Origin of the sequence: Paenibacillus alkaliterrae, from assembly GCF_021532375.1 — a bacterium.
GTDB lineage: Bacteria > Bacillota > Bacilli > Paenibacillales > Paenibacillaceae > Pristimantibacillus > Pristimantibacillus alkaliterrae.
In genome coordinates, this window is sequence record NZ_JAKGAP010000039.1 from 17,863 (window position 1) to 39,492 (window position 21,630).

General features: G+C 50.5%; 19 protein-coding genes and 2 pseudogenes. 2 read left to right on the forward strand and 19 right to left on the reverse strand.

The window, feature by feature from the left end; genetic code table 11:
- Positions 1–18: 18 nt before the first annotated feature.
- The 7 genes from L1N85_RS16345 to L1N85_RS16375 all read right to left on the reverse strand — a co-directional run bounded on the left by L1N85_RS16345 (position 19) and on the right by L1N85_RS16375 (position 11,445).
- Entirely contained in the window at positions 19–951 is a 933-nt protein-coding gene (locus L1N85_RS16345; protein ID WP_235240148.1) for an ABC transporter permease, read from the reverse strand.
- A 161-nt stretch (positions 952–1,112) separates the two neighbouring features.
- A complete protein-coding gene (locus L1N85_RS16350; RefSeq protein ID WP_235240149.1) occupies positions 1,113–2,720 on the reverse strand; it encodes a response regulator transcription factor in 1,608 nt (535 codons plus the stop codon).
- A gap of 11 nt (positions 2,721–2,731) precedes the next feature.
- The gene (locus L1N85_RS16355; RefSeq protein ID WP_235240150.1) at positions 2,732–4,468 is read right to left on the reverse strand and encodes a sensor histidine kinase; all 1,737 of its coding nucleotides are present in this window, start codon (positions 4,466–4,468) and stop codon (positions 2,732–2,734) included.
- 113 nt (positions 4,469–4,581) lie between these two features.
- On the reverse strand, positions 4,582–6,843 hold the full coding sequence (locus tag L1N85_RS16360; protein ID WP_235240151.1) for a glycoside hydrolase family 3 protein: 2,262 nt from the start codon (positions 6,841–6,843) through the stop codon (positions 4,582–4,584).
- A 13-nt stretch (positions 6,844–6,856) separates the two neighbouring features.
- A complete protein-coding gene (locus L1N85_RS16365) occupies positions 6,857–9,742 on the reverse strand; it encodes an alpha-L-rhamnosidase (RefSeq protein WP_235240152.1) in 2,886 nt (961 codons plus the stop codon).
- A 389-nt stretch (positions 9,743–10,131) separates the two neighbouring features.
- Positions 10,132–10,320, reverse strand: a complete 189-nt coding sequence (locus L1N85_RS16370; RefSeq protein WP_235240153.1) for a hypothetical protein — start codon at positions 10,318–10,320, stop codon at positions 10,132–10,134.
- 87 nt (positions 10,321–10,407) lie between these two features.
- Entirely contained in the window at positions 10,408–11,445 is a 1,038-nt protein-coding gene (locus L1N85_RS16375; protein WP_235240154.1) for a glycoside hydrolase family 88/105 protein, read from the reverse strand.
- Between the two features lie 255 nt (positions 11,446–11,700).
- Here L1N85_RS16375 and L1N85_RS16380 point away from each other — a divergent pair, with 255 nt between their 5' ends.
- Positions 11,701–12,570, forward strand: coding sequence for a helix-turn-helix transcriptional regulator (locus tag L1N85_RS16380; RefSeq protein ID WP_235240155.1), 870 nt, complete (start codon positions 11,701–11,703; stop codon positions 12,568–12,570).
- Positions 12,571–12,710: 140 nt separating this feature from the next.
- Here the strand turns inward: L1N85_RS16380 and L1N85_RS16385 are convergent, their stop codons facing one another.
- The 5 genes and pseudogenes from L1N85_RS16385 to L1N85_RS16405 form a co-directional block, all read right to left on the reverse strand.
- Positions 12,711–13,418 (reverse strand): DNA alkylation repair protein, encoded by a 708-nt coding sequence (locus tag L1N85_RS16385; RefSeq protein WP_235240156.1) that lies wholly within the window; start codon positions 13,416–13,418, stop codon positions 12,711–12,713.
- An 87-nt stretch (positions 13,419–13,505) separates the two neighbouring features.
- Positions 13,506–13,682, reverse strand: coding sequence for a hypothetical protein (locus L1N85_RS16390; RefSeq protein ID WP_235240157.1), 177 nt, complete (start codon positions 13,680–13,682; stop codon positions 13,506–13,508).
- A gap of 79 nt (positions 13,683–13,761) precedes the next feature.
- Positions 13,762–13,887: pseudogene (locus L1N85_RS16395) on the reverse strand (RNA polymerase subunit sigma-70); the annotation flags it as partial.
- Positions 13,888–14,013: 126 nt separating this feature from the next.
- Positions 14,014–14,292, reverse strand: a pseudogene (locus L1N85_RS16400) (hypothetical protein); the annotation flags it as partial.
- Positions 14,293–14,490: 198 nt separating this feature from the next.
- Positions 14,491–15,918 (reverse strand): MFS transporter, encoded by a 1,428-nt coding sequence (locus tag L1N85_RS16405; protein WP_268818323.1) that lies wholly within the window; start codon positions 15,916–15,918, stop codon positions 14,491–14,493.
- On the opposite strand from L1N85_RS16405, the gene L1N85_RS16410 reads away from it, so the two are divergent.
- Positions 15,883–16,428: a TetR/AcrR family transcriptional regulator gene (locus tag L1N85_RS16410; RefSeq protein WP_235240158.1), complete on the forward strand. Its 546-nt coding sequence runs from the start codon at positions 15,883–15,885 to the stop codon at positions 16,426–16,428. The two genes, L1N85_RS16405 and L1N85_RS16410, sit on opposite strands and share 36 nt — an antisense overlap.
- 83 nt (positions 16,429–16,511) lie before the next feature.
- On the opposite strand, the gene L1N85_RS27955 is transcribed toward L1N85_RS16410, so the two are convergent.
- From L1N85_RS27955 to L1N85_RS16440, 7 genes are all read right to left on the reverse strand, one after another.
- Positions 16,512–16,862 carry an EamA family transporter gene (locus L1N85_RS27955; RefSeq protein ID WP_407946459.1) on the reverse strand — a complete coding sequence of 117 codons (351 nt, stop codon included), beginning with the start codon at positions 16,860–16,862 and terminating at the stop codon, positions 16,512–16,514.
- A 119-nt stretch (positions 16,863–16,981) separates the two neighbouring features.
- Complete coding sequence (locus L1N85_RS27960) at positions 16,982–17,422, reverse strand: DMT family transporter (protein ID WP_407946460.1); 441 nt, start codon at positions 17,420–17,422, stop codon at positions 16,982–16,984.
- 44 nt (positions 17,423–17,466) lie between these two features.
- The gene (locus L1N85_RS16420) at positions 17,467–18,018 is read right to left on the reverse strand and encodes an MBL fold metallo-hydrolase (RefSeq protein ID WP_328285226.1); all 552 of its coding nucleotides are present in this window, start codon (positions 18,016–18,018) and stop codon (positions 17,467–17,469) included.
- A 290-nt stretch (positions 18,019–18,308) separates the two neighbouring features.
- Positions 18,309–18,920: an SDR family NAD(P)-dependent oxidoreductase gene (locus tag L1N85_RS16425; protein ID WP_235240160.1), complete on the reverse strand. Its 612-nt coding sequence runs from the start codon at positions 18,918–18,920 to the stop codon at positions 18,309–18,311.
- A 93-nt stretch (positions 18,921–19,013) separates the two neighbouring features.
- Positions 19,014–19,343: a carboxymuconolactone decarboxylase family protein gene (locus L1N85_RS16430; RefSeq protein WP_235240161.1), complete on the reverse strand. Its 330-nt coding sequence runs from the start codon at positions 19,341–19,343 to the stop codon at positions 19,014–19,016.
- A 26-nt stretch (positions 19,344–19,369) separates the two neighbouring features.
- Positions 19,370–20,350 carry an aldo/keto reductase gene (locus L1N85_RS16435; RefSeq protein WP_235240162.1) on the reverse strand — a complete coding sequence of 327 codons (981 nt, stop codon included), beginning with the start codon at positions 20,348–20,350 and terminating at the stop codon, positions 19,370–19,372.
- A gap of 28 nt (positions 20,351–20,378) precedes the next feature.
- On the reverse strand, positions 20,379–21,554 hold the full coding sequence (locus tag L1N85_RS16440) for an MFS transporter (RefSeq protein WP_235240163.1): 1,176 nt from the start codon (positions 21,552–21,554) through the stop codon (positions 20,379–20,381).
- Positions 21,555–21,630: the final 76 nt, after the last annotated feature.

Here is a 21,630-nt window from a genome sequence, read left to right on the forward strand (position 1 = left end):
GTTTCCCCTCTTTTCGGCTTAGAACAAGGCGTTTTCCTTGTTGCGTCGGCTGACAATGTAGTTGGACAGCAGGACCAGGATAAATCCGACCAATGATTGGTACAGACCGGCGGCGGAAGACATTCCGATATCGCCGAGCGTCATCAGGCCCCGGTAAACGTAAGTGTCGATAACGTCCGTAACCGGCTGAAGCGGACCGGAGTTGAGCGGCACCTGGTAAAACAAGCCGAAATCGGAGTAGAAAATCCGGCCGATCGCCAGCAGCGTCATAATCGTGATGGTAGGCGCGATGAGCGGTACCGTAATGGCGCGGATCTGCTGCCATTTGGTCGCGCCATCGATCGTGGCCGCTTCGTAATACTCGTGGTCGATGCCGATGATCGCGGCCAGGAAGATGACGCACAGGTAACCGGTATACTTCCAAATGTGAACGATAGTCAGGATGTAAGGCCAGTATTTCGGTTCGAAGTACCAGGAGATCGGCTCCATTCCGAACATCGGAAGCAAATTCAGGTTCAGGTATCCGCTCTCTGTACTCAGCATCGAAAGTACCAGATAGCCGACGATAACCATGGAAATCAGGAACGGTAGAAGAATGACGCTTTGATAGAAACGGGCCGCGAGCTTGGCTCTCACTTCATTGAGCAGAATCGCGACCGCGATTGCCATGACTGTATTGAGGATAATGAACGATCCGTTATACAGGATGGTGTTTCGGGTGATGATGTATGCATCCGCCGTCTTGAACAGATACTCGAAGTTTTTCAACCCTACCCAATCGCTGGCGAGTATTCCCTTGGCATAGTTGATGTCCTTGAAGGCGATGACGACGCCGAACATCGGCAGGTAATTGTTAATAATGAGGTAGGCGATCCCTGGGATCATCATCAAAAACAACGCCCGGTAACGCTTGAGCTTCTTGAAAAACGGAGTCCATCCTGTTTGTGCCATCTGCTGTCCCCTTCTTTCTTGCCTGTCTTTATATTCTCATTCTAAGGGACAGCAGAACGTGCCGCTTACCAATAAAACGACTTCCCGCTTTCGAAATTCCGACCTTATCCGGGACCATAAAGTATAAAAGCCGATTCCGCTTACCGGAATCGGCTTTAGGCCTAATTTTGCTGCGTCCGTTTGCGATAGTCCACCGGGTTCGCTCCGGTTGCTTTCTTGAAGATCGTCGAGAAGTACGACAAATTCGAGTAGCCGGAAGCGACCGCTATGTCGCTGACCGATTGCCCGGTATTGGCGAGCAGCTCCTTCGCGTATTCGATCCTGCTTTGCTGAAGGAAGTCCGAAAGCGACATTCCCGTCTCCTTCTTGAATATTCGCGTCAGGTAGTCAGGATTGAGGAATACATGGCTGGCGATGTGTTCCCGGGATAAGTCCTGCTCGCCGATCTGGTCCGCAATAAAACGTTTGACCTTGTCCACGACAGATAAATTTTCTTCTATGGCGTGGATGTGGTTCATCGTGACTTCGATCACGTACTTTACCCAATCCTGCAGGGACGCCAGCGAGCGAAGCACGGATTCCGGCTTGTCCGTCAGCAGGTTTTGGGCGAACACCTGATTGACCTGCAGGCCTTTGGACTGCAGGACGAAAAATATCATTTGAAGGAAGTCCTGGTAGAAGTCGTGCAGAGCCTGCGCATCGACGGAGCCGTCGAACGAATTCCATGCCTCCAAATATTTTGAAACCTGTTCCGCCAGCTTGTCCTTTGCACCCTGCTTCATCCATTCCGCCCATGCGGCGAGAGGAGCCGGTTCCAGCCGGCACACTTTTTTCTTAGTCTCACCGAGGATGAACGTCCGGTTAATCTGGGTCACGTTATTCTCGTCGAGCTGTTGAAGGGAGCGCAGCATGCTGGCCAATTCGTAAAGCGGCACCCGATCGCCGACGTAACAGCTGATATCACAATACAAATACTGATTGCAATTGCGGATGAACGCATCGCAATGCGCGCGTATTTCCCCCTCGTCCCCCAGCTTTTCGAAAGGAACGACAGTTAGCAAGGAACCGTCAGCTACCGGAATAACCGCCGCACCGGGTGTCTCTTCCATGCTTTCCTCCAGCACGTTTCGAAGGGCATATTCCATGATTCTCTGGTCCCGCTCGGACAGCTCTTTGTGCCAGCGCTGGACGCGGGTGTAAACGGGCAGGAACCGGATGTTTTCGGAATACGCGAGCCCTGCTTTCCGCAAGTGCCCGCAGAGCGCTTCCGGATTTGAAGGGATTTTCCGCTGAATCAGGTCCTGCCAGAAACGCTCCGCTACGACCGGCTGATGCGATTCCCAAAGCTGTCTATAATGATGATGGGTTTCCTCGAAGGAACGCAGCTCCCTTTCTTTGGCCATCTTGCCGAGCGCCCTGCCGATCACCGATTCGAGCTCCGAATAATCGACGGGCTTCAGCAAGTATTCGAAGCTGTCGAGTTGAATGGCTTGCTTCGCGAACTGAAAATCCGAATGGCATGTCAGGAAGATCGTCTCGGTTTCGGGATAATGCTCCTTGACCCAAGCTGCCAATTCCAAACCCGACCCTTGAGGCATTTCGATATCGCAAACCATTACATGCACGGAATGGGCTTGGAAGATTTCCTGTGCCTGCTTCAGACTGTGCGCCGTGTACACGGACCCGACATTCAGGCGCTCCCAATGAACGCCCGCCTGCAGTCCTCTCACCGCGTGAACTTCATCGTCCACAAGCAGCGCATGATACATGATTCATCACCTCACGGTTCTTTCTTATTTATGGGAATGGAAATCCGCACAACGGCTCCCGATTCGTTTTCGTTATAGAAGTCAATATCCGCCCGGTCTTCATACAGCAAGCGAAGCCTGCGCCTTGCGTTCCAAATCCCGATCTGTTCCCCGTTCTCGTTGACCGGTTCCCCTTCGAGCAAAAGCCGCTGAAGCACCTCCTCCGGAAATCCGGGACCCGTGTCCTTAATATGAATGACGAGACGCGAATCTCCCCCGGTCTCCTCTTTGCCGACTTCGACCGATATCCGGATCGGCTCATCCATGTTGACCGCGTATTTGATCGTGTTTTCCACCATAGTCTGAACGATCAAAGGCGGAACCTCCGTATCCAGCAGATGGTCAGGCCGCTCGACATAGTATTGGAAGCTATCGGGAAATCGAAGCTGCTGGATCCTCAAATAGTTTGCCGTGTGGGCGAGTTCGTCCCTGAGCGCCACAAAATAGGAATTGCTGCGAAACATGAACCGGAAGTAGGACACCAGACATTTGGTCATTTCCTGGATCAGGACGTAATCCCTCACCGTCGCCAGATTATAAATGATATTGAGCGAATTCAAAAAAAAGTGCGGATTGATCTGAAGCTGCAAATGGCGGAGCTCCGCTCGTTGATTATTTAATTTTTCCTCATACACGTTTATTTTAAGCTCGTGAATCTCGGTGATCATACGGTTGAACGTTTCGTTTACAATCTCGAACTCGGTCGAGGTCGGCGCCTGCTCCAGCCTGGAATCCCAGTTGCCGTCCCGAAGCTTCCGCATGGCAACGACAATCCGCTTAACCGGATTCAGGAATACGCTTCTCATCATAAAGACGAAGAGAACCAGAAACAGAAGGGCAATCATCGAGATGAAGGAAGAGATCCGCTGCAGATAGGGAAGCTTCTGAAGGATCGTGCTGTCGGGCACAGCCACCACCAGATTAAATTTGCCCTGCGTGGAAGGCTCGCCCATTACAAGATACTGATCCTTGCCCTCCCCTGTGATGGCATAGGAATCTTCGGGGAATTCCAAGTCGATTTCCTTGTCCTGAATCAGGTCCGTGTGGCTGATCGGCTCGTTGTTGTCCGTCGTAATGAGCGCAACGCCGGATTCGCCCAGATCGATCAGATTAAGCGGCACCATCAGCTTATCGCTGCTCATCCACGCCCCCATATACACATTGCCGGACTTCAATAGATGGAACAGGTAGTAATCGCTCTCGCCCTCCCAGAGATGCCAGCGTGCGTAATCGATTGTCCGGGCGTTAAGTTCAATCATTTCCAATATTTCGTTCCGCGCCGCCTCGCGCGATTCATAAGTATCCATGGAGGATTGCATCACCAGGTCGCGGTTGGGCTCGGAATAGACGAAAAAAGCGTCCAGAATCGGGTAGTACCCGAGATCTTCCCGCATCATATTATACAGGCTGATTTTGGCAATGTTATAGCGATCCTCGTCCGCTTCTTTGGGAAATTCGAGATCAAGCACGTTCAAATCGCTCTCCAGCGTATTGGCCAGGTACTTATCCACTTCTTCGAGATTGCGGTCGATCTGGTCCTTGTACAGACTCAACATATTTTTGTTGGATTGCGCCACCTGATTTCGGACTACGTCGACGGAATAAAAATTATTGACGATAAGAATGGTAACCAGTGGGACGAAAATGACGAGAACGGCGGCAAAAAATTTGAAGCGCAGGGAATTGACTACCGGTTTTATTCTGAGCATTGCCGCCGTTCCTCCTTCATATACGCTTGACTTTTCTTTGTATTATATATCTTCTCATTCATTTGCGATATACGCCAAAAGAAGGGCGGCGTTCCCGCCGCCCTTCCGCTGCTTTACCGTCTATTCCCGTATTTCTCCGTGCGGGCATCCGTGATCACGCCGCTCCAATTGAGGCCGTAAGCAAAGTCGTAGGCACGACCGGCCGAATCTACGTAGACCTCCATGTCATGAGGCACATCTTCGAACTGCTCTTCCACCGTTTTCATATGCGCCGGCATTTGGAAAGGAAGCAGCGCCTGCGGTTCGAACGCTCCCGAGAGGATATCCAGAACCGCCTGGTCCTGCACGCCGAAATGGGCGACGATAGCATCGGCTTCCCGTTCGAATTCCGCGATGACCGCGGGATTGGACAGCAGAATGGAGACGATCACCGGTTTCCCGCCCATACGCTTCTTGGTGTCAATCACGGCTTCGAGGTCGCCGGCATTCGAGACGGTGACGGTTTTCCCCTTATAGGAGCGGTTCAACACATCCCGGGAATCCCCGGCCAGGCTGGTTTCACGCGCATGCTCGGCGGTGTATGGCCCGTATTGGAGGCTGATCGGCACATAGCCGCTGCTCCCTGTCTCCGCGTCCGCCTTGCTGTAGCCCTTCGTCGACCGCGGGCTTTCGATGCATAATAGAGCGAAATCCGCTTCCTCCGGCCGATCTGTAACCTCGAAATATTTTCGAACCAAGTCCAGGTTTACAGGATATTCCTCCGAAGCCGGGATTGGCATTCCCATCCAATCCGTGTCCGCGGGGAGGCTCCGCTTCGGAATATATACGGTTTTCTTCTTCGGAAGAGGCAGCACGCCTTCGTTTTTCAATAGAACGATGGACCGGAGCTGGGCTTGGTAGCCCGCTTCCATGAAGGCGGGGCAGCCTACGATGGCGGCCGTTTCGACGACCTGCAGATAAGGATTCTCAAACAAGCCCAGCCGGAACATATTTTTCAGCAGACGGACCGCCGATTGTTCGAAACGCCGGCGCATGAACGGTTCCCCATGCTCCCGGACGCCAATGTTGTATGCCTCGATGACAGGTCCCGCTTCGTTGTTGCCGCCGAATTGATCGACGCCCGCCATCAGCAGCTTATAGTGGCGTTCGGCTACCGTATAGCCTTCTTCCACGCCCCAGCAGCGTCCTCCCGGAAACAGACGGGTTATATCTTCGCCTTCGTCGGCCGTAATGCCCCAGTCGGTGCAAACGACGCCGTCGTAGCCGTATTTCTCTCTGAGCAAATCGTTGATGAGATAAGCATTGTAGGCGTTGCCGACGTCCTCGCCGTTTTTGGAATCCATCCCCACGGAAATCGTGTAGTAAGGCATCACAGCCGATGCCTGCCCGGTTTTGCCGGAAAGACGGAACGCCCCTTCGGTGAAAGGAATGAGATGCTCGTCGAAGTTGCCGCCGGGATAGACCGCATATTTGCCGTAGCCGAAATGCGCGTCCCGCCCCCCTTCGCCCGAGCCGCCGCCCGGCCAATGTTTTACCATCGCGTTGACGCTGCCGTATCCCCAGCCGTCCGAGATTTCCGCTTCCCCTTCCGACGTTTGGAAGCCGTCCACATAGGCCCTGGCCATATCGGCAGCAAGCTGCGGATCTTCGCCGAACGTCATGCCGAAACGGAACCATCTCGGATCGGTCGCGATATCGACTTGGGGCGACAGCGCGGTGGCAAGTCCAAGCGCGCGGTACTCTTTCGACGCGATATCGCCGAATTGGCGGGTGACCTCCGGATCGAACGTGGCAGCAAGTCCCATGCTCTCCGGCCACATGGAAATCGTTCCACCGGCGCCTGCGTTGAATTCTTTGGACGTATCCGAACCGTGCCGGGGATCCGAGCTGTTATTGGCCGGAATGCCGAGGCCGATGCTTTCGGCGTACGCTTGCACGTTATTGTTCCAGACCGCGGCCGTCTCCGGGCTCTGTACCCGGGTCAACAGAATGTGCCGAATGTGATCGTCTTTGATAAAAGCGAGCTGCTGGTCGGACAGGTCCCCCGGCTCCGCCCCGCTTTCCGCGAACGCCTTGCCGCCGCCGTAAGTTGCCGGAAACCAGCCCATATTGCCCGGTATCGCCTGATGGCTGCTGTAAAGCATGAGGCCGGCAATCTGTTCGATCGTCATTTTGGAAGCCAGATCCTTCGCACGGACTTCAGCCGGCAGCCTCCAATCCTCGTATGGATCCAGTTTTCCGTCCTTGTTGAGGTCCTTGAAGGCCAGCCCGTCCTGCTGCAATATACGGACTCCCGACGATTCGGAATAGCCCAGAACAGGACCTCCCGCATTGCGCACATATCGGATCGCCGTGTTTTTCTTTGCTTCTTGCATCGTTATTCCGCCTTTACTCGCGAATTTGGGAAAGCTCCCGGCTGATGGCCTCGTATTGCTCTTGAGAAATGACACTGCCCATGGGGCTATTGGCCGCCGCTCCAAGAGGCAGGCCCGCAAAGTGTTTCAAATTATCGGCAAATCCCGGCGCATGACGATCCAGTATTTGTTTGGCCGTTTCCCATTGAACGACTTCGCTAAGTCGCATCTCGGGAGAATAAGTCCGGTAAGAAGACTCCGTCCTGGGGATTGTGAACACGTAACGGCCTGATCCGGTTTCCACCCGGACCCCTTCCGCCTCCTGCGTGATGGACAAGATTCCTTCGTCCTTCACGCTTGCTTTCACCTCGTCCGCATGCGCTCCGCGCAGCAGGATCGACGCGGCTGCGCCAGCCGGAACGACGGCCTCGACTTCGATTTGTCCGTCAACGAACGTCCATCCGGCTTCCACAGTACCGTACATCGATTCATACGATGCCCGGGCATGGCTCAGCCGCCCGCCCGTGAAGTCGGGCTCGATCCGGACTTTCTTGTAGCCGGGCTGTTCCGCATCCGGCGAAAGACCGGCAATTTTACGATACATCCATTCCCCCACCGCCCCATAGGCGTAATGGTTGAAGGAATTCATGTCGTCGCTCCAGAACGAGCCGTCCGGCTTGATCCCGTCCCAGTGCTCCCAAATCGTGGTCGCGCCCTTGGAAACGGAATAGAGCCAGGAAGGATACGTTTTCTGAAGAAGAAGCTTAACCGCTGTTTCATGGTATCCATTGTCCGACAGCGCGAAGCAAAGATATGGCGTTCCTACGAAACCCGTGGTCAGGTGGTAGTCGTTTTCCAAGATCATGTCATTCAGGTCCCGCGCAATTCTTGCACGGTCCTTGGGTTCGGCTAAATCGAACACGAGAGCCAGCACATGCGCGGTCTGCGTTCGGGCAGCGACCCTCCCGTTCGGCGTGATGAATTCGTCGCGGTACGCCGCAGCGATCCGCTCCGCCAGCATCCCGTAATAAGCGGCGTCCTCCGCAAGGCCAAGCACACCCGCGGCATCCCGTACGATTCTTGTGGAAAGCGCGAAATAGGCCGCCGTTACCATATGGTTCGGAGTGGCGCCCATATAGCTGCCTTCCTTGGCGTCCAAAGCCAGCCAATCTCCGAAATGGAAGCCCGTGTTCCAAATATGCTCGGTGTCGCCTTGGGAGCGGATGAAATCCACCCAACCCTTCATGCTGTCGTATTGCTCGGCGAGAATTCGCTTGTCAGCAAGGCTCATATACAAGGCCCACGGAATCACCGTCGCAGCGTCGCCCCACGCAGCGGACGAATACCCCTGAATGATATTCGGCACGACGAATGGAATCTGGCCGTCCGCCAGCTGGTCCGCTTTCAGATCGCGCAGCCACTTGGTGAAGAACGGACCGCCGTTGTAATTGAACAAAGCCGTCCCGGCGAATACTTGCGCGTCCCCCGTCCAGCCGAGGCGTTCGTCGCGCTGCGGGCAGTCCGTCGGAACGTCGAGAAAGTTGCCCCGCTGGCCCCATACGATGTTCCGCTGCAGTTGATTGACCATTTCATCTGAGCATTCGAACGCTCCCGTCCGTTCCATATCGGAATGAATCACTTCGCCGGTAAAGGCTTCGGGGGACAATCCTCTCTCCTGATCCGGGTAGCCTTCCACCTTGACATACCGGAATCCCTGGAATGTAAAATGAGGCGCGTAGGTTTCGGTGCCTAAGCCTTTGGCGATGTACGTGACCAACTGTTTGGCCGTGCGGATATTGCCCATGTAGAAGTTGCCGTCCTTGTCCAGCACTTCGGCATGGGTCAGCTTGATTACCGTGCCCTCCGGCGCTGTAACGGTAACGCGGATGCGGCCCACCATATTCTGACCCATATCCAGCAGGGTATCGCCAGACGGCGTGACGATCACAGCCTGCGGTTTCAGCGTTTGCGTCACACGGATCGGAACGCTCTCTTGCGCGACCAAATGGGTGAGCGGCAGTTCCAGCCGCTCGGCAATGCCCCACGAAGAGTCGTCGAAACCCGGCTCGCTCCACCCGGTTTGCTCCATACGGGCGTCATACGTTTCTCCGTCATAAATCTCGGAGAACCGAATCGCTCCCGTCGAGGCTCTCCAGGTTGGATCGGATCCGATCACCTCTTCGGTACCGTCTTTATAGCTAATATGCAGCTGTACAAGAACGGAACGGCGGTCTCCGTAATGGTTGGCCTTATTTTCCCAGCCCAGCCGCCCTTTATACCAGCCGCCCGCCACCATAACGCCGATGGCATTGCCGCCTTCCCGAATCTGCGCCGTCACATCGTAGGTCTGGTAGGCTTGGCGGAGCCGATAGCTGGTCCAACCAGGCGCAAGCACGGCGTCTCCGACCTTTTCTCCGTTAAGGTAAAGCTCATACACCCCCGCAGCGGTTGCATAAATGCGCGCCGAAGCGATTTCTGCGCTCTTCAGCGAGAAGGGCTTGCGAAGCAGGAATGCCGGCTCCGCTTGTGGGTCGATTGATTCGGGCGACGGCGAAATCCACTGCGCCTCCCATTCCTGCGCGCCGAAGAAAGCCGTTTCCCACCACGCCGGCTCGCTCCATTCGGACTCGCGTCCGAAATTGTCCCATGCCTTCACCCGGTACAGGTACCGGGTGCGCGAGGAGAGCGCTGGCCCAACGTACGGAACCAGAACGTTTTCGTCCGACTCCCGGCGCCCAGAATCCCACAGCGGCTCATCAAAACTTCCGTTCTCTCCGGCGGTCTGCATACGATAGGCCTTTTGCACGGTCCCCTGACGGTCGGATTCAAGACGCCAGCTGGTGCGCGGGTGAGCTACATCGGTCCCGAGCAGGTGCCGTTGGTATTCCGCGGTTAGATGAGTTGCCTTCAGTTCTGCCATTTCAGTATTCTCCCTTTCTTTCTCCGTGATGAGTCTGATAGCCTAATTTTATTTTACCGAATTCCATCCTCCGTCCGCTTGCGGTATAACGACTTTATGTTTATGGTTTTCCGACCAAAAAGGCCGCCTTCCTAGTCGAAAGTACGGATTTCCGCCTTATCGGTCGGAAATCTGTTTTTCTACCCTTTATATAGCTCACTCAAGACAATAAATTAAGCCGGGTACATTTCGCCCCGGTCTTTTTTGTGCCGCGAGACCGTCAGAATCGTTGCATGACACCCATGCCTAGAATGGAAATATATAAACTGTAAAGTCGACTGTATCCGGATCTTTAATAACTTGTACTTCACGAATAACTTTTCGAAGGATTTCTTGACGTTGTTCGAAGATCAGTTCGATGGATTAAGCCAAAAATAGTAATCCGCCGCTTCCTTTAAAATGTTCGCCGACATTTCCGCACCTTTATATCGTTCTATCGCCGTCGGGAGATCGTACCGCCGTTGATTTAGCTTCGTTTCGGCTTCCTTGAATTGTTTTAACAGACTTTCACCGGCTAGAAGATACGTACCTCTGGGCATGTCTGCAGCAAAAAAAAGAGACCGCCTCAGCGGTCTCTTGTCAATTTTTATACCGTACATATCCATTTCAGACTGCGTAGCTACTTCTTATATTTTACTGACAACTTCCTTATTTTGAAGCAGAGCTACCAGATAGGCCAAAGTCAATCCTTGTCCCCATCCTTGTACTCTCTTCTTGGATATCACCTTGTAATCATCAGCGGAATACATCACAGCCGTACCTGCAGATACATTACGGACCGAACCGTCTTCATCAATGTTAGCCAAGATGCCTTCATAAGCTTTGGCCATATAGTTTTGATGCAGCGGGTGTCCATTGATTACCAGCGAAGCGGCAATGCCGGCGGAGGCTGACGTTTCCTCATAGGAGGTTTCATCGTTCAATACCGTGCGCCACAGCCCCTTCGGTGATTGCAGCCTGACGAGAGCGCTTAATTGATCGCCGAGAGCCCCTCCGATCTGCATCCACATAGGCATAAAGGGATTCAGCATTTTATAAGCTTGTGCCATCGTATAAGCGGCCCATGCATTGGCTCTGCCCCAGTAAATTGCGGACAGATGATCTTCTCTGACATTATCCCAAGCGTGATAGAACAAATTCGTCTTCGTGTCCTGCAGATATTCTTCATGCCAGTAAAATTGATTAAGGGCATCGTCAATGTATTCCTTTTTGTCCAATTTAAATCCGAGCCTCAGCAAGAAATAGGCGGCCATGAACAACGTATCCGCCCATGCCTGCTCCGGAAAGTCATTCTTGGAGGATACCGTATGCTGGAACACACCTTCCCCGAATCGGATGGCATCCTTTCGCAGATATTCGGCTTTTAACAGAGCCAGGTCAAGGTACTTGGAGTCGCCCGTAGCTTCATGCAGGGTCAGCATCGTATGCCCCATGGCACAAGCATTGACCATCATAGGCGGCAACCCGAGCTCCAGATACTCGTCCACCCATTTGACCAGAAAATCGATGTACTCTTGATTCCCCGTTACTTCCCAGGCTTTGCAAATCCCGTAATAAGCTACGCCGCAAGACCAGTTCCAAGTGAAATCCATGTTCATCGTTCTGCGGACTACCCGGTCTATAAGCTCTTTTACTTCGTTTTCGTCGCATTCAAATTTTCGCATATTTATTCCTCCGTATACGCTGCACGATGAAACTTATAATCTTCATCATGGCATGAAATGACAAACACATTTTTCATCACTAAGCCTTGTACATTGTAAGCCTTAAGTCCATAATGATTTTTCTATTACTTGTGTTCTAAGATTAACATGAAAATAGGAATGATTTCCCCGCATTTATGCACAAATATACCTCAAACGCCGCATATATTGATATACTAGGTGTATGAAGTCAATTAGCTGTGAAAGGAGCCCTCCATGACTGTTCAATCACTTCCAGACATGCTGCGCTTTGGCTCGATTAACGAAACGCTGTGGATCGAATTCGACCGGAGAATCGGCCATCATTCGATGAATAACACCCACTACCATAAATCGTATGAAATTTATTATCTGTTTCGCGGGGAAAGGAAATTTTTTATCCGAGACTCCGTCTACCACGTCCATCCTGGTGACATGGTACTCGTCGACTCCAACGCCGTTCACAAAACGTCCGAGCTAAGCGAACCCAATCATGAACGGGTCGTCCTGCATTTTGCTCAATCTTACTTTGCGGAATTGTCACCGGAGGATACGGATCTGCTGCTGACCCCCTTCGCTGATGTCCATCCGCTGATCAGACTGAACCTTAAGGAACGGATGTACGTGGAAGAGCTTCTTGGCTCTCTGCTGAGCGAACTAAGCGAATGCCCCCCAGGCTATCAATTGCACATCCGGAACATGATGATTGAATTGCTTCTATTCACAGCTCGCCGCACGTTGAAACGCAAGGCTCTGCCGGATATTGAGCTTACATCGGTCCAGCGGAAGGTAACGGATATCATCCGCCACATTAATCTGCACTACAGGGAACCTCTTCATCTAGACATCCTTGCCAAGCAATTTTTTATTAGCAAGGGCCACCTGTGCCGCGTCTTCAAAGAAGTCACCGGCTTCGGCTTTGCCCAGTACATCAACATCACACGGGTCAAAGAGGCCGAACACCTCTTGCGAGAAACGGACTGGAGTGTCACTCAGGTGTCAGAGCATTGCGGATTTGAGAACTTTTCCCACTTTGGCAAAGTGTTCAAAAATCTTTCAGGCCTGTCCCCCCGTGCCTATCGGAAGCTTGAGTATTCCAGAAAATGAGATCAGTTAATCGAAAGTTATTTCGAGTCCATTCTTAGTTGAAGCTTCCTTGAGAACGAAAAGAAAAATGGTTGAGCAGGAAATCCCCCCTGTTCAACCCATAAAATACATCCAATTGGACTGCGCTTTTAGAATTTAGTTTAACATCTTACATATTTGCGTTTGAAACCAATTTGCCCTTTATCTACTGCCTTTTGAATATTTTTGGAAGCGAGTAGAAATTTGCTTTTTGTCTTGTCCTGTTTGACTCCTACCGGGCCTACTGCCTTTGCGGTCTCGACCGCCTTATCATGGAAAGGCAAATATGATACACCCACTGCGTAAAGATAATTATTCATCGCATATTTTGTTCGTTCGGGAGAATCGTGAATCGTATTTTTTACAATTTCAAGCATATTGGCAAGTTTGCTTTCGAAAAATTCACCGTCCGGTCGATTACCTAAAAGCCAGCAGTAACAGCTCCAGCCCGCTGACATTCTCAGCTCCTCGCCGCTTGCGATCCATCTATCGGCAACTGCTTGTGCAATATCTGTTTCTGCCAAGGTTACTGCAACCACATAGTCGGACAGCATATAAAAATAAGCAGCATCCATCCAACGCTCAAAATCCGCTTCAGTCATTGCTTTCGGGTCTGCAATTACGCCGGCAAAGTACATGGCGTCGTAATTCCCCGTGGTATAAAGTTGCTCAGCCAATGGTTGATTTTTTTTAATTTTCTTCGCGATGGGCTTCATTACGCCTGTAGCCACACCAAAAAGCGGTTCGTTCGCGCCATTGGATATGTATATTTTCTTGGTTCGTTCCTTGCCGAGAGCTTCAAGCTCCTGCATAACCATTTCGAAATTCATTGTTTAACACTTCCTTATTTTTGAAGGATTTTATCAATTTTATCAAAACCACATACTGGACAGCGATAGTATTCTGCATTTGCCCCTTTAGACATGTCTCGTTGCCCCCAATTGCTTGCCCACAGCAATCCGCGATTTTGCCCCAGGCCGATGCCGAAGACATCCATCATCGATTTGTGAACCGGCGCGGGACGGCCCGTCCATATCGGCCAACACGATTTTCCCCAGTCGAAACGCCTGCATCCCACCTTCATTGCACGTCATCTGATCCGCCTTGCCGGTTCTCGGATCGACGATTCTCGTACAATCCCAATGCTGTATACGCCCGGCACCCCTTGGACGCAATATCATCCGCCTCGGTGCCGAGGATATCAATCAACGTAATTTCGTTGCCTTCCTTGTCCGTGCTAATCGGATCATGTAAAGAAACGTCTTTCCGCGTCTTCTTCAAAGACCACAGATGCATAATCCTGATAAATAAAAATGAACCAACCATTGTGATGGAACTCCAGTCCTGCTCTCTCTTTTTTTATGACGTCGATGTCGGCATTTATTCTGGTAATAAGCAGAAACATAGTTGCCGCAATCAATAAAACATGTCTTCTGCAGGAATATCATGTCCTCCATTTTTAACCCGTGCAGCAACGCGATCAATATTCAATCGGTAATCTCCCAGCCCTACATAAAACATGATCACTTCAAAACCATTATCTTTCGCCTCGCACATTTGACGAATAACATTACCGCCTGCAAGGGTTGTCTCTACTAAAAAACCTCGTTCTGGATCAACATTTGCACTAACACCGAGTCGATCGATAATTAGATTACGAATTGTGCTCTTTCCGCTGCCATTGTTCCCTGCGAATACAAACATTTGGTGGGAGAAGGAGAACGTCAACCTGCCAAGAATTGAGTTGAGTGCAAACTCCCGTAGTTCGAGAGACGCGCAGCACAGATAGATCGGCAGATAAGTCATCGCATTCAAGATGAATACCTAGCTTGACGCATTGCGCACCAAATGCTGGTCACGGATTCGTCAGCTTCGTTAGGTTCATTCCGTAAACCAGGACTTTCAATTAAGCTGAGTATCTTCAGTAACAAATTCCGAAGCTTCCTGCTTGCGCGCTTGAGAACGGACAGCTGGGCCGAAGGAGAAGGCTGCAAAACAGGCCGCTAACGCAACCGAGGCAGCGCCGATCCAACTGATCGCCGTTAACGACGAACTTCCCACGATAATTCCCCCAATGCTTGCGCCTGCTGCAAATCCAAGTTGTACGAAGGTATTGTTCAGACTAAGCATGATACCGGACGCTTCAGGAGCAATCGATATCAGATTGAAGTTCAGGGTTGGCCCGGCTGTCCATGCGGCAATAGCCCAGATCATCAGCAACGGGATAGTCACGATTACCGATCCTGGGATTATAGATATCAGCACAAGAGCAATGGCCTGGACAGCCATACCACAGACGAGCGTACGTGCAGCGCCTATATGATCCGCAAGGAAGCCGCCAAGCTTGGAGCCAATCAAACTCGCGACACCCAGGCCGAAGAGTATAACGCTGATTTGCTGTTCAATCGTCGGCATTAAAGAAGTCAATAATGGGGTGATATAGGTATTGATCACCGAATAGCTGATAAACATTAAAAACGTCACGCCGAGTGCTATAACAATCTTTGGCTTCTTCAACAGGGCAAGCTGCCTGCCGAGAGAAATGAGCGCTTCGCCTTGGGTGGCCGGAATCGCCCTTGCAACTGCAAAGAATGCAATCAGGCTTAAGAGTCCGATCCCCCAGAAGATCACCTTCCAATCATATGCGGCTGTAATCAGGCGGGCTATGGGGATGCCGATGACGAGGGCGGCACTGAATCCCATCGCGAGGTTGGACAATGCACTGGCCTTGCGTCCTTCAGGAGCCAACTTCTCGACAATTGAAAAAGCGCAAACACCGTAGACGCCGAAGCCGATTCCTAGCGCTATACGGGAAGCTATCATGAAGCCGAAGCCCGGAAGGGCTACCGTAGATATGGTGGAAAGTATTATAACAGCAAGAGATAGCAGCAGCAACTTGCGCCGATCCATCTTCGCGGTCGCCATCATGATTATGGGCGTGCCAATGGCGCTGGCGAGTGCGAAAGAGGTCATAAGCTGTCCCGCTGCCGATACCGATACGCCGACCGAAGCAGCAACCTTATCCAGAATGCCCACGAAGACGAATTGCAACGTACCGAGCAAAAAGCTGATAAATACAAACAAGTAAATTTTCAAGGTGTTATTTTTTGTGCGATCCATTATATTCCACCGACTCCTTTTGGTTGATCGAAAATACACATTGATGTAATAGTACACATATGTGTATATTATAGATAAAATAACTATTCCACAATTATCAAATGGAGAGGATACGTGCAGTAAGTAACAAAAAGAATAACATTGAGCATTATTTAATGAAATGGAGTGTCTCGCTTGACAAAAGTAGATCGAAGAATACTTAAATCTCAAGAAGCGATAAAAAAGGCTTTAGTTGAACTCATGGCTGAAAAAGATTTTGATTACATTACGATCCAAGATATTTCGGACAGAGCAAACGTCAGCCGAAGAACGATCTATCTGCATTACACGGATAAATTTGACTTATTGGATAAGCTAATTGAAGACCATATCAATGAACTCCGAGAAATCTGCAACCCGAAACCGGTCGATTCTCTGAAGGGAAATATCAGTTGGTTCGAATACTTTGAAAAGAACTATTCATTCTTTTCGGCGATGCTGGAGAGTAAGGGAGCTCCGTTCTTTCGCAACAGATTCCTTGAATTTGTTATTGAAGATATCCGGAATGGATGGGAGATGACAGAAGCAAGGAAACGCGGAATAAACGAAGATCTTATCCTGCAATTTTTCGCACCGGCTTACGTAGGAATCGTAGAATGGTGGTTTACTAGTGGAATGCCATATCCGCCTCAAGTCATGGAAAAACAAGTGGGGATTTTATTAGACATTAACCTGTCATAGTATTAATAAAAACAAGGAGCAAATCGCCGCTGCGAATGCTCCTGCCCCTCCTCATCAACGGTGCGCATGATTCAAAAGCATGTTTACTTTGAAATAGGGTTAGACATAGATACCCTTTGGCTGACGGCATCCACCTTCTCTCTTTTCTGTGCGGTAGCCAGCACAACACCTCCGACAATAAGCAGAGACCCGATCAATTGTACGGCGGTTACAGGCGTTCCAAGCAGCGCAAAGCCGAGAACCATAGCCACGAAAGGCTGCAGATTCAAAAAAATCGAAGCCTTCCCGGCTCCCACCTGTTTTAATTGCTGATTCCAAATTAACAAGCATATACCATGCATCAGAATCGCTGTTACAAAGAGCATCATCCACGCCCAAAGATGCGGGCTTACTTGATTTAAAGGCTCCTTTATGAGCGCTACCGGGATTACCATTCCCGAGCCGATAACGGTAGAATAAACGGTGCTATAAAAGGGTCAACCCGCTCCGTCAGTTTACGCATCATGATGATGAAGACGGCAAATGTAATCATTGCCAGCAGAATGTAGATGACTCAAATTGAGAACTGCAGCCCGTCAGATTTCCCGACTACAAAAAAAATGCCCACAATCGCAAGCGCCGATCCGATAACCATACGTCTTGTGATGTATTCCTTTAGAAACACCGCAGCGAGAAAAGATACCGTAATCGGAGCAAGGGACAGGATCAGCGACGCTGTTGTAGCATTCACGGTTTTTAGTCCTGTAAAGAAAGCAGACTGGTTAAGCAGCGTACCTACGAAACCAAGCAGAATGAGAAGAAGGTAATCCCGGCGGCTTAGAGCTGTCAGCTTTTTGGCCCCCCATGCATAACCGATCAAAAATATGGAGGTTGCGGATAGCCGAAATGCGGAAAGAAGCAGTGGCGGAAATTCCTGCACAAGCATCGAACCGAATACGAAGTTGCTCCCCAAACAAGTGACGCAAAAAAGCAGTAATAGATATGATCGAATCATAAGCCATCTCGTTTCTTTCGGAGTAGATTTAGCAGTAGTGATCTTTAACTGTTGTGTCTAAAGTCAGATGCACACAACCAGAATTTTTCACCGGGCGCAAGAACATGTAATCGATTTGCCCATGCACTAATTCTTGGTGCAAGTTCCATTGGGTCCCCATTAAGAGCTTCAATGTCAGTGTCATAAGTACCATAGTGATATGGAATTAGATTCGAATGTGAAAGCGTATTGGCGAGGGTGATGGCGTTTTCTGGACCTAGATGGTACTCGTTTCTCGATACGTCGAGTAACAGCAGGTCGACTCCTGTCATCTGCAGATGTTCAGGTAGCAGTCGTGTATCACCCGTGCACCATATTGTACCATCCAAAGTTTTAATAATAAAACCACAGCAATCTTTTGGTCCCCATGGATCTCCGTATTTATCCGGGTTCTCTTGTTGCCACGGATGATCAGCTGGAGTAGTTGTGATTTCAATTTCTCCTATTTGAAAAGTTTCACCTATACCTAAGGTTTTGGTTTGTCCCAACGGAACTCCTAGAGTCTCTAAACTTTTCACAACTGGAAGGGTTCCACCGAACAACGTACCCTTATGCACTAAAGCAGAGGGAGTATCAGTGAAATAACAGGATCTATCATAATAAGGGTTCCGCGCGAATTGATTAGAAACCCAGCACCAGATAGCCAGCAGATAAACGTTTTAGATGACTTGGTGAATGCTTCTAATTGAAGTGGTTGCGTAGCAGGTGCCACAGCATTTGATTTAGATTCAGATAGATTCAATGATTTCATCTCCTCAATGCTTCTAGGGTCAGATGACTAAACGATCGATATTTGCCTTCGCATCACCTTATTTTGGAGGTTCGTCCTAAATATCAGTCCGAGTGGTTATGCATCCTCGTACGCGAGGGAAGTTGACAGGTCACGGTAAGCATTGATCTGCTGCTGAAGGTTGGCGATCTTCTGCTCGGCGAGGCCGATTGCGTCGGCGCCGGCGATAAAGCGGCGCGGTGGTTGCTCCTCGCTCGCAATCGTGATCAGCGCCTGTGCGAGTTTGGCCGGGTCTCCGGACTGCTGGCCGCTCTGGGCATTCCACCACGCCAATTGCTCTGCTCTGCGCTCGGCGTAGTCCTCGATGGACGGTTCAGCGTAGGTCGATGACTCTTTCGTGAGGAGCTCGGTGCGGAAAAACCCCGGTTTGACGATAGTGGTGTTGATGCCGAACGGCGCGCCCTCGTGCTGCAGCGACTCCATCCAGCCCTCGAGGCCGAACTTCGACGTGACGTAGGCGTTACTAAACTCGAACCCGACAAGGCCAGCGCCCGAAGAGATCGAGATTATATGTCCCGAGCGCTGCTTGCGCATCACGCGTAACACGGCACGGGTGACGTTCATCGGGCCGATGAGGTTGGTGGCAAGTTGACGCTCGATCTGCTCCGGGGTCAGCTCCTCGAAGTAGCCGAGATAACAGTTGGCAGCCCGGCACCAGTGATAAACCACACTTTCTTGTCAGACATATTTTTTCCTCCTATGTTGTTACGCTTTGCTTTATAATTAGCGGGTTTATTATTCTATGCCTTTATAAAGTATTCTTTATTTCCTTTCTGAAAACACTTCTTTTGCAACCATAATGGCAGACATCGATTTCGGCCATCCGGCGTAAAAAGCAAGATGGATAATTACTTCTTTGAGCTCTTCTTCCGAAATCCCGTTTGTTTTCGCTTTGTTCAAATGAAATCTCAGTTGTTCTGTATTTCCGCCGGTGATCAGGCTGGCTACGGTAATCAGGCTGCGGTCACGCGGAGACAGTTCCTTGCGTTCCCAAACGTCCCCAAACAAAACGTCGTCGGTAAGTTGCACGAGTTTCGGTGCGAAATCTCCTATTATTTTTTGTGCGCCTGTAAGTTCTTTTTCATTTGACATTTTTTCACCTTCCCTCTCGTATCACATTAACTAAAACCAACTATCCGGTGAGGTACATACGGTTCTTCCAGGAACGCAATTTCTTCCGATGTTAACTTAATCGATAGCGCTCCTGCAGCATCTTCGAGTTGAGACACTTTTGTAGCGCCGATAATAGGAGCGGTTACCGGTTCTTTCTGCAGCAGCCAGGCAAGTGCGATATGAATACGGGGAACGCCATGTTTTTCTGCGATTGCCGCAACCCGCTCCACGACGATTCGATCCGTATCTGCAGTCGCATCGTACTTCGATTTTTGAATCTGATCGGTTTCGGATCGATGCGTTGTTTCCGTCCAATCACGAATCAATCTTCCGGACGCAAGCGGACTATATGGAATCACGCCGATTTTTTCTTCCTTGCAAAGCGGCAGCATCTCCCTCTCCTCTTCACGATAGATGAGGTTTAAATGATTCTGCATGGATACAAACCGGGTCCATCCATTTCTCTCCGCTGCATATAGTGCCTTTTGGAACTGCCATGCATACATGGCCGAAGCGCCAATGTACCTTGCCTTCCCGGCCTTCACTACATCATGCAAGGCTTCCATCGTTTCTTCAATGGGGGTATTGTAATCCCAGCGGTGAATTTGATAAAGATCGACATAATCGGTTCCCAATCTCTTGAGGCTCTTGTCAATTTCACTCATGATTGCCTTTCGAGAAAGTCCGGCGCCATTTGAACCTTCGTGCATACGGCCATGAACCTTTGTCGCGATAACAATTTCATCACGATTGGCATATTCCTTTAAAACTCGTCCTACAATCTCCTCGCTAGTTCCGTTTGCATACACATTCGCCGTATCAAAGAAATTGATACCGAGCTCAAGGGCTTTTTTAATAATAGGACGACTATGCTCTTCATCGAGCACCCATTGATGAAACGACCGCTCTGCTACACCAAAGCTCATACAACCAAGACAAAGCCGGGATACATCCAATCCTGTATTTCCAAGTTTAACAAATTGCATAAGATCGTCCCTCTCTTTCCAATTACTCTTATCGTGACGCAACGTCGGCTTGCTTCGCAGTGAATAGTTCACTGCTGCTCAATAAGCGCTTCACAAATCCAATATAAACCAACATAGACAGCATAACTGAGATAGCGCTGACAGTGAACAGTATTTGATAGCTCGTGTACTGGGAGATCCAACCCAGTATAATCGCCCCTAACCCGATACCGAGGTCGGTAGCCGTCGAAAAAGAAGCATTGGCAACCCCTTTTCGGTCCGGGTGGGCAAGACGGATGATGGCCGATTGCAGCACCGGCTGCGCGGAACCAAAACCAATCCCGTACAGCACCGCCGCAGCAAGTACGCCTAACAGACCCGTCGAGAAGCCGAGAACAATTAGAGCCAACATCGTAATGACAAAAGCCGGTATGATGACAAGCGTCTCTCCGTAACGGTCCGACAGCTTCCCTGCAAATGGGCGACTCAGGACAAGCGTTGCGGCATAGACCAGAAAGAACGTGCCGGAATTAACCTCCAGCGAATCGGCGAACAGCGGGACGAAAGCGGTAATGCCGCCATATGCGATAAACAGAAAGAATACCGAAACTGTAACAGGCAGTACCGATTTCTCGAAAAATTCAACTTTCCTTGCGCCCGATTGCGGCGTGAATGGCATCTTAGCCCCGAATGTCAAGAACAGCGCAACGAATGAAAGACCAACGGCAATTAGAAACAGAGCATGATATGACTGACTCTGTATGATCCAGATGCCAAGCAGCGGACCGATCGCCATCGCCAGTGTCATGGACATGCCGAACCACCCCATGCCTTCTCCGCGGCGGGCGGCTGGAATCATATCCGTAACTGCTGTGAGCATCGACGTTGTGGAGATTGCCCAGCTCATCCCGTGCACGATTCGGAGCGCCAGCAATGCGACGATTCCGCCAATCCAGTCGTACATATACATTACAGCGGCGAAGAGAAGCAGTCCCCAGAGCATAAAAGGACGCCTGCCGAACCTGTCCAGCAGCCCTCCGACGATCGGGCGAAAAATAACGGCCGTCAGCATAAATGCGCCCATCGCCAAACCGACCTGCGTTTCATTGCCGCCCATCTGTTTAATAAACAGCGGCAATGTTGGATACAACATATAGAATGCTGTAAATAAGAAAAGCATCCCTGCGGTCATAAAAATAAACGATTTCGTCCAAAGACGTTCCAAGTCGTATTCCTCCTCCAATTATCGAACCGGGCCGGAAAGGAATTCCCTGCCTGGCATCCAGAAACCTGGATTTCTG